Here is a 13,448-nt window from a genome sequence, read left to right as displayed (position 1 = left end):
GGCTTTCCCGGGCATTCCTGCCGGGACAGTTGCTTTGGTCACGCCGGCCCGCTGGTGCATGGGCGCCCGCTGGCCCTTGTCTGGCGGGAGGCCCGGCCATATTGTTTGGACTAACTCCGGGCGGTCAGGCCGTACCCTCGTGGGAGGCAAAATGCGCATAGGACTGATATCGGCACCGTGGATCCCGGTTCCGCCCCCCGGCTACGGCGGCACCGAGCGGGTGGTTGACAGCCTTGCGCGCGGATTCGCCGTGGCCGGACATGAGGTCCTGCTGGCGGCCCCGTCCGACAGTACCTGCCCCGTTCCACTGGCCCCGCGGATGCGCCCGTCCGAACCGGCGGACATGGGGTTCGCGTTGTCGGAGCTGAGCCACATCATCAGGGCCTACGACGGCATGGCAGGGGTCGACATCATCCACGACCACACCATGAGCGGACCGCTCTATGCCCACCGTCCCGCCGGAATCCCGGTGGTCACCACCATCCACATCCGCCTGGCTCAGCAGGCCGTGGACCTGTACAGCGCGATCGGAAAGAGCACCGGCATCATCGCCATCTCCCATGACCAGGTCAGCCGGTCGCCGGAGGTCCCGGTGACGAAGGTGATCCACCACGGCATGGACGTGGCGTCCGTTCCGGTGGGCCAGGGAAACGGCGGCTACCTGTGCTTCATTGGACGGCTGTCCCCGGACAAGGGCATCCTCGAGGCCATTCAGATCGCCCGTGCCGCGGTCATCCCGCTGCGCATCAGCGCCCGGATTCAGGGACCCGAGGAGCAGGCCTATTTCGACGACGTCGTCAAGCCGGCGCTCGGGCCCGACGTGGAGTTCACGGGGCCGCTGCCCGATGCTGAAAAATACGAACTTGTGGGCGGCGCGCTCGCGTTCCTGAATCCGATCCAGTGGCCGGAACCGTTCGGTCTCGTGATGATCGAGGCGCTGGCCACCGGAACGCCCGTCGTCGGGACCCCTCTCGGTGCTGCGCCGGAAATCGTGGAGCACGGTGTCACGGGCTATCTGGGCAGCGTCGACCAGCTCGCCGGGTTCGCTGCCCAGGCCGCAGGTCTGAGCCGGGAAGCCTGCCGCGCTTCGGCGGAGCAGCGCTTCAGTTCGGCCCGCATGGTGGCCGACCACCTGGCGCTCTACGAGGAGATCCTCGGCGGACAGGCCAGGGGGCCGGAGCTTCTATTCAGATAATGGCCGCAAAGGGTACTTTTGCCCGCAATATCGAAGTTTGTGGACGCGAACTCCTCCTCGTGCAGCTGCTGTTCGGTGATCCGGGACAGGACCGTCTCACTCATTGGAGGATCCGTCCCGTGCGGTATCGGCGTCGTACGTCAGTCCGATCTGACGGCGGATCTCGTCCATGGCGGCCATGACGGCCACGCTCTCGGACGGGGGCAGGACTGTGCCTGCGGTGACGCCGGCCCGGATGAGGCGTTCCATCTCGGCCGCCTGGTACTGCATGCCTCTGCCGGTCACCGGCTGGTCGAACCGCTCCAGGACGTTTCCCTGGTTGTCGTACCGGGTGAAGGGCGTGGGGTTGTACCAGGTGGGTTCGATGTCGATCCACCCGTCCGTCCCGATGATGGCGGCGCGGTTGTTTGAGGCGGTGTCCAGGGCACAGTCCACGATTGCCTGCTGCCCGTCCGGGTACTCGAAGATCGCTGCCGTTTGCCGGTCCACGCCCGTGGCCGTCATCGCAGCACTGGCCCGGATGGAGTCCGGTGCGCCGAGGACGTCAAAGACAAACGACACCGGGTAGACGCCGAGGTCCAGCAGGGCACCGCCGCCAAGGGCAGGATCGTTGAGCCGGTGTGCAGGGTCTTTGGGAAGGTTCTGGTTGTGGCTGGCCGTGACCTTCCGGATCTGCCCGAGGGAGCCCTCGGCGATGATCTCGCGGAGGCGCGCCATGTGGGGGAGGAAGCGGCTCCACATCGCCTCCAGCACCACCAGGCCCTGGGCCTCGGCCTGCGCCGCCAGTTCCTGCGCCTCCCGGGCATTGACGGTGAACGGTTTCTCCACCAGCACGTGCTTGCCGGCGTTCAGGGCGAGCAGCGTGTGGGTGTAGTGGAACGTGTGCGGGGTGGCGACGTAGACGACGTCGACCTCCGGGTCCGCAACGAGCGCTTCGTAGCTCCCGTGGGCGGACGGAATGCCGAACCTTTCGCTGAACCGTCGGCTCGATTCGAGCGTGCGGGAGCCGACTGCCTGCACCGTGAAGCCGTTGTCGACCAGGTCCTGGGTTTGCAGCCCGGCGATGAAGCCGGTGCCGAGGATGCCCCAGCGGATGGGATCCCCGGGGGCGGGGGAGTGTTTGGTCACGTGCTAGTCCTCTGCGGGGTTGGAGTTGGCGGGCGGGTAGGCCACGTAGGCGAGGCGGCCGGAATCGGGCGCCCAACTGTTGACGTTCAGGGTTCCCTGCCCGCCGACGAGCGGCCAGGTCTGCAACGGTGCGGCCCAGTCATCGGTTGAGACAAGTACGACGTCGACCGGCAGGTCCGCCGGGTGGCCTTGCGTGCCGCTGGGGAAACGGACGTCGAGGGTCCAGTTGGGTGCCTCCAGGAGGATGTCCCCGGTGCCGTAAACAAGCTCGCGCTCGCCGGTGGCGGAGGCGACCCAGACCTCACAATGCTGGCCGGGCTGAAGTGTCCTGATCATTGGGCTTTCCTCTCAGATGCCGTGGGGAGTTCCCTGATACGGATGTTCCGCCACCGGCATTGCGCACCCTTTCCCCCACCGGACTTGGCCGATTTCCGGAAGTGCGGGTGGCGGTTTAGTCTTTGCTGCTGAAGGCGGCGTCGAAGCTGGTTTGGGAGGCGGGGAAGTCGAACTTCTTCAGGGCGGCGAGGGCTTCGGGGGCGCCGTGCAGGCGGTCCATGCCGGCGTCTTCCCATTCCACCGAGATGGGGCCGGTGTAGCCGATCGCGGTGAGGGCCCGGAAGGAGGATTCCCAGGGCACGTCGCCGCGGCCTGCGGAGACGAAGTCCCAGCCGCGGCGCGGGTCGCCCCAGGGCAGGTGGGAGCCCATGACGGTGTTCCGGCCGGTGAAGCGGAGCTTGGTGTCCTTGCAGTCGACGTGGTAGATCCGGTCCTTGAAGTCCCAGATGAAGGAGACGGGGTCGATGCCCTGCCACATGAAGTGGGACGGGTCCCAGTTCAGGCCGAACGCTTCGCGGTGGCCGATCGCGTCGAGGGTGCGGACGGTGGTCCAGTAGTCGTAGGCGATCTCACTGGGGTGGACTTCGTGGGCGAAGCGGACTCCATTTTCGTCGAAGACGTCCAGGATGGGGTTCCAGCGGTCCGCGAAGTCCTGGTAGCCGGCGTCGATGACTTTTTCCGGGACGGGAGGGAACATGGCGACGTACTGCCAGATGGAGGAGCCGGTGAATCCGACGACGGTGTCGACCCCGAGGGCCTTGGCGAGCCGGGCGGTGTGTTTCATTTCCTCGGCGGCACGCTGCCGGACGCCTTCGGGGTCGCCGTCGCCCCAGACTTTGGATCCGACGATGGCTTCGTGGCGGAAGTCGATCGGGTCATCGCACACGGCCTGGCCCTTGAGGTGGTTGGAGATGGCCCAGGCCTTGAGGTTGTATTTGTCCAGGACGGCGAGTTTGGACTCGACGTAGCCGGGTTCGTCCCAGCGCCAGGCGTCCAGGTGGTCGCCGGAGACGGCGATTTCCAGGCCGTCGTAGCCCCAGCCTGAGGCAAGGCGCGCGACTTCCTCGAAGGGGAGATCGGCCCACTGGCCGGTGAACAGGGTGTACGGGCGGGGCATGGTCAGGCTCCTTCGGTAGCGGTTTCGGTGGCGGTGGGCTGGACGAGCTGGATGGTGGCGCTCTTCGCTGCGGCGGACTCCTCGATGGCTGCCAGGACGCGCTGGACGGCGAGGCCCTCCTCGAACGACGGCGACGGCGCCTCCCCGGCGTTGATCGCGGTAAGGAAGTCGCGGATCTCGTGCGTGAAGGTGTGTTCCCAGCCGATGATGTGGCCCTGCGGCCACCACGCCTCAAGGTAGGGGTGCCCGGGCTCGTTGACCAGGATGCGGCGGAAGCCCTGCTCCCGCACGGGAACAGTGGCGTCCAGGAAACCGAGCTCGTTCAGGTCTTCCAGGTCGAAGAGGATGGTGCCCTTCTCACCGTAGATCTCCAGCTTCAGGGAGTTCTTCTGGCCGGTGGCCACCCGGGAGACTTCAACGGAGGCGATGGCCCCGGAGGCGAGGGACAGCGTGGCCCAGGCGGCGTCGTCGACCGTCACGTCCTCCGGCCCGTGCTTGCCGGGCCGGACGGCAGTGAAGGTGTGCAGCCGGCCCGAGACCTCGGTAACGGCGTCGCCGAGCAGGAACAGCACCTGGTCGATGGCGTGGGACGCGATGTCCCCGAGCGCCCCGGACCCGGCGGTTTCCTTGTTCAGCCGCCAGGTCATCGGTGACTCCGCGTCCGCGAGCCAGTCCTGCAGGTAAGCGGCCCGGACATGCCGGACCGTGCCGAGCCGGCCCTCCGCGATCAGTTCCCTGGCCAAAGCCAGCGCAGGGACGCGGCGGTAGTTGAACCCGACCATGGACTGCACTCCGCGTGCCCGGGCCGCCTGCGCCGCGGCGGTCATGGCTTCGGCCTCGGCGAGGGTGTTGGCCAGCGGCTTCTCCACGAGCACGTGCTTGCCCGCGGCGAGGGCGGCGATGGCGATCTCGGCGTGCATCCAGCCCGGGGCGCAGATGTCGACGATGTGGATGTCGTCCCGTTCCAGGACGGCGCGCCAGTCCGTGGCGGACTCGGCCCAGCCGTACCTGGCTGCCGCGGCGGCGACCTGGCCGGCGTCCCGGCCCACGAGCACCTTCTGGTCGAAGGCCGGGACGTCGAAGAAGGACGCGACGTTCCGCCACGCATTCGAGTGGGCCTTGCCCATGAACGCGTAGCCGATCATCGCCACACCCAGGGGGCGGTGGGCTCCCGGCGGTGTGCCGGGCGATGCGGAGGAAGTCATTGGTTGTTCCTAGAGGGTTGCGGTTTCCGGGGCCCAGTCCTCGGGGAGGGCTGCGGACGCGGGAGCGGAGCTTTCGACGTCGACGAACGTGCCGGACTCCATCGACTCGGAGATCGAGACCATGGTGTCCAGGACGTGGTAGGCGAGGTTGCCGGTGGCACGGTGCGGGACCCCGGCACGGATAGAGCGTGCCATGTCCAGCACGCCCATGCCGCGCCCGTTGGCCGGGCCCGTGGCGGGGATGACCGTCCAGTCCTCGTCGCCGGCGCGCCACAGCTTGATGTCGCCGTCGAAATAGTTGGGGTCCGGAAGCGAAATGGTGGCCTCGGTGCCGGTGATCTCCACGAAGCCCATCCGCTGGCGGGGCGACTCAAACGAGAAGGCGCTGTGCGAGGACGCACCGCCCTCGAACTGGGCCATCGCGGAGACGTGGGTGGGGACGTCCACGGTGAATTCCTCGCCGGCCTTCGGACCCGAGCCGATGACGCGGACCTCCTTGGCCCTGGAGCCGATGGCGGCCACCTTCCGGACTGACCCGAACGTCTGGACGAGGGTGGTGAGGTAGTACGGGCCCATGTCGAACAGCGGCCCGGCGCCGTACTGGAACAGGAAGGCCGGGTTCGGGTGCCACGACTCCGGACCTGGGGTCTGGAACGTGGTCATGGCGGTCAGCGGCGTGCCGATGTCGCCGTGCTCGATCAGCCGGCGGGCGGTCTGCAGTCCGGCGCCGAGGAACGTGTCCGGCGCGGTGCCGAGGCGGATACCCGCAGCGTCCGCCGTCTTCAGCAGCCCCAGGCCGGACTCGCGGTCCAGTGAGAACGGCTTCTCAGTCCAGACATGCTTGCCCGCGTTCACCGCCGCCGTCGCGACCTCCACGTGCGCGGCCGGGATGGTCAGGTTGACGATGATTTCGACGTCGGGATGGTTCAGTGCGGCGTCCACGCCACCCCACTCCGGAATGCCGTATTCCTTCGCCCGCGCCTCGGCCGCCTCCTCGAAGAGATCGGCGATGACCAGGACCTTGAGGTCCGGGAAGACGGTCAGGTTGTCCAGGTACTGCTTGCTGATGTTGCCGGCGCCGATGACGCCGACGCCGACCGGCCCCCGGACGGAAGACGGAGCGGACGCGGTGCCGCTCATGCCTGTGCCCCTTCGGTGGCCTTGGCGGAGGTCAGGAAAGCCAGCGACTGGCTGATGCCGTCGAAGATGTCCCCGGAATAGTCATCAAATTCCACGACGCCCGCTTCCAGCGACTTCGCCGCTCCGATGACGTCCCAGACCGGGATCTGGCCCTGGCCGGCCGGTTGCTGGGCCTTGGTGTCGGTGGTCAGCGGGCCGTCCTTGATGTGGATGAACTTCACCCGGTCACCCAGCTTGGCCAGGATGTCCACCGGGTCCTGGCCGCCCACGGCCACCCAGTAGGTGTCCACTTCCAGGACCAGTTCGGGGTCCAGCAGGCCTTCGAAGTACTCCAGCGCGGTCTGGCCTTCGATGGTGGACTCGAGCTCCCACGCGTGGTTGTGGTAGCCGACGCGGATACCGTACTCGGCGCCCTTCTTGGCGGCGGCGTTGAGCTTGGCGGCGGTGGCCTGGATGGTCTCCGCGTCCTGCCAGTGCTCGGCCGTGATATACGGTTCGATCACCGTGCTGATACCGAGGGCTTTGGCTGCAGCGAAGATCTGGTCCTGGTCCTGGCTCAGCAGCGGCGCGTGGCCGGACGGGGCGGTCAGGCCGTTCTCCTTCAGTGCGGCGCCCAGCTCCTGGGCCGTGGCCACGAAGTTGTAGGGCTCCACCTGCGTGAAACCGATCTCCGCCACCTTCCGGATAGTGCCGGGCAGGTCCGCCTGGATCGAGTTGCGGACGGTGTACAGCTGGAGTGAGTAAGACATGGCGCTCTCCTTTGCAGGTCTGTCTATCCGACTCAACGTAGGACCACTTTTGACGAGGGTCAAGCAAAAGTCGGAAAGTTGTCGATATTCTTTTCGTCCTGTGACACTCAGAAGCATTCGTGCTATCACTGAACCCATGAGTCCACGAACGGGTAATGGCCAGACTGCGGAGCCGGTTTCCACCGACGGTACGGGCAGTCTGTCCCGTGCCGGTGACCTGTTTCAGCTGCTCCGCGACGGCAAGGCCCGGACCCGGGCGGAACTGGCGCTGACCACGGGACTTGCCCGCTCCACGGTGGCTTCCCGCATTGATGCGCTGATTGCGTCGGGGTTGGTGGGCCCTGCCGGTGAGGCGTCGTCGAGCGGCGGCAGGCCGCCGTCGCGCTTTGCCTTCAAGCCTGCCGCCCGGGCAGTGCTTGCTGTCGACGTCGGCGCCACCCACGTGATTATTGCGGTGACTGACCTGGGCGGAAACATCCTCAGCGAACGGCGGCTGGCCCAGGATGTGGCCGAGGGTCCGGAGGCCGTGCTGGGCCGGCTCGTTACCGAGGCGACGTCATTGCTGGCGGAAACCGGACGGACGGCAGGCGACGTTGCCGGTGTAGGAATCGGCCTGCCGGGGCCCGTGGAGCACGCCACCGGCATGCCCGTGAAGCCGCCCATCATGCCGGGTTGGGACGGGTTCGACGTGGTCAGCTACGTTCAGCGCTCGTTCCCCGTGGCCGTGCTGGTGGACAACGACGTGAACATCATGGCACTGGGTGAACGCACAGCCCACTGGCCGGAGCACGACAACTTCCTGTTTATCAAGGTGGCCACGGGCATCGGCGCCGGCATCATCAGCAGCGGTGAACTGCAGCGCGGCGCCAACGGCACCGCCGGCGACCTGGGCCACGTCCGCGTGCCCAGGGGCGACGACGTCCTGTGCCGGTGCGGCAACTACGGCTGCCTTGAGGCGCTGGCGTCCGGCCCTGCCGTGGCAAGGGCGCTGGCCGCACAGGGCCTGGAGGCTGTGGGCGGGGCGGACGTCCTGCGCCTGGTGGCCGAGGGCAACCTGCAAGCTATCCAGGCGCTGCGCCAGGCCGGCCGGGACGTGGGTGACGTGCTCGCCACGGTGGTGAACCTGCTGAACCCGTCGGTCATTGTGGTGGGCGGAAGCCTTGGCCAGGCCGGCGAGCACCTCATGGCCGGTGTCCGCGAAGTGGTCTATCGCAGGTCGCTGCCGCTTGCCACCACGCACCTGCGCATCGGCCTGTCGATGGCCGGCGGCCAGGCGGCCGTACTGGGCGCGAGCCAGATGGTCACGCAGCACGTGCTTTCCCCTACGGTTATCGAAGCCACGCTGCAGGCCACGGGGTAGGACCGGCCCGCCAACGTAAGACCAACTTTCACATCCAAGCGGAAACGGAGTCTTGAACATTGAGCACGCAGAAAAACGCGGCCTTGCGGGTTGGCGTCGTAGGGATCGGCTGGGCCGGCCAGCAGCACATCGAGGCGTACAAGAAGATTGACGGCGTGGAGCTGGTTGCGGTCGCCGCGATGGAAGAGGAGCTGCTGAGGAAAATTAAGGACCAGTACAGCGTCCCGCACACGTTTGCCCGCTGGGAGGACCTGGTCGAGCTCGACGGGCTCGACGCCGTCAGCGTGGCCGTGCCCACCTTCCTGCACGCCCCGATCGCCATCGCCGCCCTGGAACGGGGGCTGCACGTCCTGAGCGAAAAGCCCCTGGCTCGGAACGGCGAAGAGGGCCTCCAGATGGTGGAGGCCGCGCGGAAGGCCGGACGGGTCCTGGACGTGGCCTTCAACCACCGCCGCCGCGGCGATATCCAAAAGCTGAAAAGCATCATCGACGACGGCGAACTCGGCCGGCCGTACTACGCCAAGGCATCGTGGCTGCGCCGGCAGGGGATCCCCATGCTGGGCAGCTGGTTCACCAACCCCGCGCTGGCCGGCGGGGGACCGCTGGCCGACATCGGCGTCCACGTCCTGGACTATGCCCTACACCTGCTGGGCGAACCCCGCGTCCTCTCGGTCTCGGCGTCGACCCATTCCGAACTGGGGCCCCGTGGCCTGGGCGGCAACGCCCGCTACACGGCCATGAAGTCCTCCCACAAGTTTGAGGTGGAGGACTTCGCCTCGGCGTTCATCCGGCTGGAGGGCGGCGGCACGCTGATCCTCGAAGCGGGCTGGGCAGCCTACCGGGACGAGGAGGACCTGATGGACTTCACCGTCTACGGCACCGACGGCGGAGCGGAACTCCGCGCCGTCGGCGCCTCCAACGTCCCCGTCGCGGATGTCAGGATCTTCAAGGAAAAAGACGGCGAGAACGCCGACTACGTGGTGGTGGCGGAGCCCGGCCGGGCGCACCAGGCCGTGGTGGAGGACTTCGTGGACGCCGTCCGGGGCGGCGAGACCGTGTGGGGCGCCCACGACGGCTCACTGGCCCTGACCCGGGCCCTGGTGCTCGACGCCTGCTACAAATCCGCCCTCGAACAGCGTGAAGTGAGGCTCTGACATGACCGACAAACTCAACATCCTGGTATGGAACGAAGGCGTCCATGAGGCGAACAACCAGCCGGAAACCATGGCTGAGATGTACCCCAAGGGCATGCACGGCGCCATCGCGGATGGACTCAAGGGTTTCTACCCGGACTCCGGCATCACCACCGCCACGCTGGCGGACCCGGAGCACGGCCTGTCCGAGGAGACCCTCGCCGCCACGGACGTGCTCCTGTGGTGGGGGCACGTTGCCCACGGCGAGGTCAGCGACGAAGTGGTGGAGAGGGTCCAGCGGCACGTCCTGGGCGGCATGGGTCTCATCGTGCTGCACTCCGGACATTTCGCCAAGGTCTTCACGAAACTGCTGGGCACCACGTGCTCGCTGAAGTGGCGGAACGAAGGCGAGCGGGAACTCGTGTGGACCGTGAAGCCCTCGCATCCGATCGCCGCCGGAGTGGAAAGCCCGATCGTGATCCCGAAGCAGGAGATGTACGGCGAGCTCTTCGACATTCCCGAGCCCGACGACCTCATCTTCATCAGCTCCTTCGAAGGCGGCGAGGTCTTTCGCTCGGGCGTGACGTTCACGCGGGGCAAGGGGCGGATCTTCTACTTCAGCCCGGGCGACCAGGAGTACCCGGTGTACCACCAGCCGCAGATCCAGCAGGTGATCGCCAACGGCGTGGGCTGGGTGGCGCAACCGGGTCGGTTCCGCGAGGCACCGGGCGTCAGCAACGCCCCGCGGGACTGGTTCCTGCACGCCCCCTAAGCTCCTGATTGGGCGCGAACGGACACTTGCGGCCCCGCCGCCTTTCCGCCCCTCGGTGCGCCGCATGATAGCAATGGGAGTGATGAAAACCCTTTCCCGCTTCCGGCACCCTGACCTCCGCGCCCTATGAGGGACAGCATTGGAACGAAGGTTCCCCGCAGCTGGATCCTGCTCGCGTGCATTGGCCTCATCGCCCTCAACATGCGCGGCCCCTTCGTGGCGGTGGCGCCGGTGCTGGGGCCGATGCAGCAGGAGCTGGGATTCTCGCCCGTTGAGCTTGGCCTGCTGACCGGGATTCCGGTGCTGTGCTTCTCACTCGCGGCACCCCTTGCCTCGCTCGCCGGGCGCCGGTTCGGCGCGGAACTTGCCATAACCCTGACGCTCGCGGGCGTCCTCGCCGGCGTGGCTGTCCGCTCGGCCGGCGGCGGCGCCATGGTGATGGCGGGTACGGTCATCCTGGGCCTCGCCATCACCGTGGGCAACATCGCGGTGCCACTGATCATCCGGCGGGACTTCTCGCCGCGGCGCCAGGGGACCGCCATGGGCATCTACACGGCCGCCCTGAACGTCGGCTCGTTTGCTACCTCCGTTGCCACCGCCCCACTGGCCGAACTGGCCGGCTGGCGTGCTGCCATTGCGGGGTCTGCGGCGTTCGCCATTGCGGCTGTCGGCTTCTGGATTTTCGCGTCTGGACGCCGGGCCTTCCTCCCCGTGGCCGACGACGGTAGGGGCGGCCCGCCGGCGGCTGGCCGCCCGGCGTCGCGCTGGATCACTGTGGGTTTGACTGTCGGCTTTGCCGGCCAGGCCATCTCCTATTACGGCGTGACCGCCTGGCTGCCCAGCCTGCTGTCCGATGTGCTGGGTATGACTCCGGCCGCCGCGGGGGCAGCCTCTTCGCTGTTCCAGATCATGGCCATTGCGGGCGGTTTGGGTGTGCCGCTGGCAGCCCGGTTTATGAGTACGACGGCGGTCGCGGTCACCTTGAGTGCCATGTGGCTGACCGTTCCGCTGGGGCTGCTGTTCGCTCCCCAGCTGTGGTGGCTGTGGTCTTCGCTCGGGGGAGTGGCCCAGGGCGGGGGCATCACCCTCATCTTCATCGCCATCATCAAGCTCGCCCGCGACCAGGCCTCGGCGGGCCGGATGTCCGCAATCGTCCAGGGCGTGGGCTACGGCGTCGCCGCCCTGGCGCCCACCGTGGTGGGTTACGTCCACAGCGCCTCGGGCACCTGGTCCATGCCGCTGCTGGTAATTCTCGGCTCCGTGCTGGCCTTCTTCGTTTCAACAACGCTGTCCGTGCGCAAGGTGCCCCGCCAGCGTTAGGCGCCGTCCCGCCGTCGTACGTTCCCTATACCCCACCAGCCCCAAACCCCAGCAGCGCGAACTGGCAGCTGATGCCCTCAAACCTGGGTTTTCGGGTCATTAGCTGCCAGTTCGCGCTGCAGGGTGGTTCCGCTGCCGGGCCACCTCCCCGGCCTTCGGGGGTGCCTGTTGCGAAGGGCGCGGCGGCCCGGCGGACGGAAATCTGTGCCGGTTCAGAGTGCGATGCTCAGGCGGCGACGAGCTCGTCCTCGATCGCCTCGGCCGTGGCGTCGATGCCCTCGCGGGCTTCGTGCAGGTACCGGGCGTAGGCGGGAACCGTGAGGAAGCTGGGGAACTTGTCGCTCAGCGTGACCTCCTCGAAGATGTCGCGGGCATCGGCAAAGCGGTCGCCGTCGAAGCGCTCCAACCGGGCGAACTCCTCGTCCAGCATTTCCTCCACCCATTCCCGGGTGATGATTTCGCCGTCATCCGTGATGGCGCGGGCGTAGATCCACTGCCACAGCTGGGAGCGGGAGATCTCCGCGGTGGCGGCGTCCTCCATCAGGTTGTGGATGGCGACTGCGCCGTTGCCCCGCAGCCAGGACTCGATGTAGCGGATGCCGACTTCGATGTTGTTCCGGATGCCCTGCTCGGTGATGGTGCCGTGTGTCGCGGCCACGTTGATGAGGGCCCGGTCGTCCGGGGTGACGTCTTCACGCAGGCGCTCCAGCTGGTTGGGCTTGTGGCCGAGGACGCTGTCGAACACCTCGCGGCAGACGGGCACCAGGTCCGGGTGCGCCACCCAGGAGCCGTCGAAGCCGTCGGCTGCCTCCCGGGTCTTGTCCGCGCGGACCTTCTCGAAGGCGTTGGCGTTGGCGGCTTCGTCCTTGCGGTTGGGAACGGCGGCGGCCATGCCGCCGATGGCCATGGCGCCGCGTTTGTGGCAGGCCCGCACCAGCTGTTCGGTGTAGGCGCGCATGAACGGGGCGGTCATGGTGACCTGGCTGCGGTCCGGCAGGACGAAGCGGGGTCCGCGGGTGCGGAAGTTCTTGATGAGGGAGAAGATGTAGTCCCAGCGGCCGGCGTTCAGGCCCGCGGCGTGGTCCCGGAGTTCGTAGAGGATTTCCTCCATCTCGAACGCGGCGGTGATGGTCTCGATCAGCACGGTGGCGCGGATGGTGCCCTGCGGGATGCCGAGCAGGTCCTGGGCCAGGATGAAGATGTCGTTCCAGAGCCGGGCTTCGAGGTGGTTTTCGATCTTGGGCAGGTAGAAGTACGGGCCCTTGCCTTGGGCCAGGAGGCGGCGGGCGTTGTGGAAGAAGTACAGGCCGAAGTCCACGATGCCGCCGGCGATGGGTTCGCCGTTGATCAGCATGTGCTTCTCGGGCAGGTGCCAGCCGCGGGGCCGGACCACGATGGTGGGTAGGTCCTCGGCGGCCTTGAGCCTGTATTCCTTGCCCTCGGGCGAGGTGAAATCGATCCGGCGCTCAAGCGCGTCGGTGAGGTTCAGCTGGCCCTGGATGACGTTCCGCCAGGACGGCGTGGAGGAGTCCTCCATGTCCGCAAGCCAGACCTTCGCGCCGGAGTTCAGGGCGTTGATGGTCATCTTACGGTCCACCGGGCCCGTGATCTCCACCCGGCGGTCTTCCAGACCGGGCGCCGGGGGAGCCACCCGCCAGTGCGGATCGTTCCGGACGGGCTCGGTCTCCCGCAGGAAACGCGGGTCCTGGCCCCGGGCGATGTCCTCCCTGCGGGCACGACGCGCCCGCAGCAGTTCCTCACGCCGCCCCGCCGTGGCCTTGTGCAGCTGCGCAATGAAGGCCAGGGCATCCGGAGTGAGCACCTCGCCCTGCCGGCAGATCGGCTGAGCGGTGAGAGTGATCCCATTGATAGTGAAGTTGTCGGTGAAGCTGTTCATTTCAAATCTCTCCTCAGAAGAAGCAAAGTGACGCGGGGGCGGCTGGTGCCGGGAGGGCCGAAAAAGGCAATCCTCCGCGTGCTGTTCCCCATACCC

At 67.4% G+C, this 13,448-nt stretch carries 12 protein-coding genes; 5 read left to right on the top strand and 7 right to left on the bottom strand.

Annotated features, from left to right (window positions below; translation table 11 throughout):
• Window positions 1-151: 151 nt before the first annotated feature.
• On the top strand, window positions 152-1,195 hold the full coding sequence (locus tag ABIE00_RS20415) for a glycosyltransferase family 4 protein (protein WP_354262487.1): 1,044 nt from the start codon (window positions 152-154) through the stop codon (window positions 1,193-1,195).
• 96 nt (window positions 1,196-1,291) lie between these two features.
• Here ABIE00_RS20415 and ABIE00_RS20410 read toward each other — a convergent pair whose 3' ends face one another.
• From ABIE00_RS20410 to ABIE00_RS20385, 6 genes are all read right to left on the bottom strand, one after another.
• On the bottom strand, window positions 1,292-2,323 hold the full coding sequence (locus tag ABIE00_RS20410; RefSeq protein ID WP_354262486.1) for a Gfo/Idh/MocA family protein: 1,032 nt from the start codon (window positions 2,321-2,323) through the stop codon (window positions 1,292-1,294).
• A 3-nt stretch (window positions 2,324-2,326) separates the two neighbouring features.
• The gene (locus ABIE00_RS20405) at window positions 2,327-2,659 is read right to left on the bottom strand and encodes a hypothetical protein (protein ID WP_354262485.1); all 333 of its coding nucleotides are present in this window, start codon (window positions 2,657-2,659) and stop codon (window positions 2,327-2,329) included.
• Between the two features lie 115 nt (window positions 2,660-2,774).
• Window positions 2,775-3,776: a sugar phosphate isomerase/epimerase family protein gene (locus ABIE00_RS20400; protein ID WP_354262484.1), complete on the bottom strand. Its 1,002-nt coding sequence runs from the start codon at window positions 3,774-3,776 to the stop codon at window positions 2,775-2,777.
• A 2-nt stretch (window positions 3,777-3,778) separates the two neighbouring features.
• Window positions 3,779-4,981 (bottom strand): Gfo/Idh/MocA family protein, encoded by a 1,203-nt coding sequence (locus ABIE00_RS20395; RefSeq protein ID WP_354262483.1) that lies wholly within the window; start codon window positions 4,979-4,981, stop codon window positions 3,779-3,781.
• A gap of 9 nt (window positions 4,982-4,990) precedes the next feature.
• Complete coding sequence (locus tag ABIE00_RS20390; RefSeq protein WP_354262482.1) at window positions 4,991-6,121, bottom strand: Gfo/Idh/MocA family protein; 1,131 nt, start codon at window positions 6,119-6,121, stop codon at window positions 4,991-4,993.
• Window positions 6,118-6,870 (bottom strand): sugar phosphate isomerase/epimerase family protein, encoded by a 753-nt coding sequence (locus tag ABIE00_RS20385; protein WP_354262481.1) that lies wholly within the window; start codon window positions 6,868-6,870, stop codon window positions 6,118-6,120. Before ABIE00_RS20385 ends, ABIE00_RS20390 begins: the two co-directional genes overlap by 4 nt.
• Before the next feature lie 136 nt (window positions 6,871-7,006).
• On the opposite strand from ABIE00_RS20385, the gene ABIE00_RS20380 reads away from it, so the two are divergent.
• The 4 genes from ABIE00_RS20380 to ABIE00_RS20365 all read left to right on the top strand — a co-directional run bounded on the left by ABIE00_RS20380 (window position 7,007) and on the right by ABIE00_RS20365 (window position 11,455).
• Window positions 7,007-8,230, top strand: a complete 1,224-nt coding sequence (locus tag ABIE00_RS20380; protein WP_354262480.1) for an ROK family transcriptional regulator — start codon at window positions 7,007-7,009, stop codon at window positions 8,228-8,230.
• Between the two features lie 59 nt (window positions 8,231-8,289).
• Window positions 8,290-9,384 carry a Gfo/Idh/MocA family protein gene (locus tag ABIE00_RS20375; RefSeq protein ID WP_354262479.1) on the top strand — a complete coding sequence of 365 codons (1,095 nt, stop codon included), beginning with the start codon at window positions 8,290-8,292 and terminating at the stop codon, window positions 9,382-9,384.
• A 1-nt stretch (window position 9,385) separates the two neighbouring features.
• Complete coding sequence (locus ABIE00_RS20370; RefSeq protein WP_354262478.1) at window positions 9,386-10,135, top strand: ThuA domain-containing protein; 750 nt, start codon at window positions 9,386-9,388, stop codon at window positions 10,133-10,135.
• Between the two features lie 126 nt (window positions 10,136-10,261).
• Entirely contained in the window at window positions 10,262-11,455 is a 1,194-nt protein-coding gene (locus ABIE00_RS20365; RefSeq protein WP_354262477.1) for an MFS transporter, read from the top strand.
• A gap of 226 nt (window positions 11,456-11,681) precedes the next feature.
• Here the strand turns inward: ABIE00_RS20365 and aceB are convergent, their stop codons facing one another.
• Window positions 11,682-13,352 carry a malate synthase A gene (gene aceB, locus ABIE00_RS20360; protein WP_354262476.1) on the bottom strand — a complete coding sequence of 557 codons (1,671 nt, stop codon included), beginning with the start codon at window positions 13,350-13,352 and terminating at the stop codon, window positions 11,682-11,684.
• Window positions 13,353-13,448: the final 96 nt, after the last annotated feature.

This window comes from Arthrobacter sp. OAP107, from assembly GCF_040546765.1.
Taxonomy (GTDB): domain Bacteria; phylum Actinomycetota; class Actinomycetes; order Actinomycetales; family Micrococcaceae; genus Arthrobacter.
The sequence above is the reverse complement of the archived record's forward strand: the minus strand, read 5'-3'. Positions and strand labels throughout refer to the sequence as shown.

Coding starts and splice junctions, on each gene's coding strand:
- ABIE00_RS20380 (WP_354262480.1), top strand. CDS start 7,007: ATGAGTCCACGAACGGGTAATGGCCAGACTGCGGAGCCGGTTTCCACC.
- ABIE00_RS20370 (WP_354262478.1), top strand. CDS start 9,386: ATGACCGACAAACTCAACATCCTGGTATGGAACGAAGGCGTCCATGAG.
- ABIE00_RS20400 (WP_354262484.1), bottom strand. CDS start 3,776: ATGCCCCGCCCGTACACCCTGTTCACCGGCCAGTGGGCCGATCTCCCC.
- ABIE00_RS20415 (WP_354262487.1), top strand. CDS start 152: ATGCGCATAGGACTGATATCGGCACCGTGGATCCCGGTTCCGCCCCCC.
- aceB (WP_354262476.1), bottom strand. CDS start 13,352: ATGAACAGCTTCACCGACAACTTCACTATCAATGGGATCACTCTCACC.
- ABIE00_RS20405 (WP_354262485.1), bottom strand. CDS start 2,659: ATGATCAGGACACTTCAGCCCGGCCAGCATTGTGAGGTCTGGGTCGCC.
- ABIE00_RS20385 (WP_354262481.1), bottom strand. CDS start 6,870: ATGTCTTACTCACTCCAGCTGTACACCGTCCGCAACTCGATCCAGGCG.
- ABIE00_RS20365 (WP_354262477.1), top strand. CDS start 10,262: ATGAGGGACAGCATTGGAACGAAGGTTCCCCGCAGCTGGATCCTGCTC.
- ABIE00_RS20390 (WP_354262482.1), bottom strand. CDS start 6,121: ATGAGCGGCACCGCGTCCGCTCCGTCTTCCGTCCGGGGGCCGGTCGGC.
- ABIE00_RS20395 (WP_354262483.1), bottom strand. CDS start 4,981: ATGACTTCCTCCGCATCGCCCGGCACACCGCCGGGAGCCCACCGCCCC.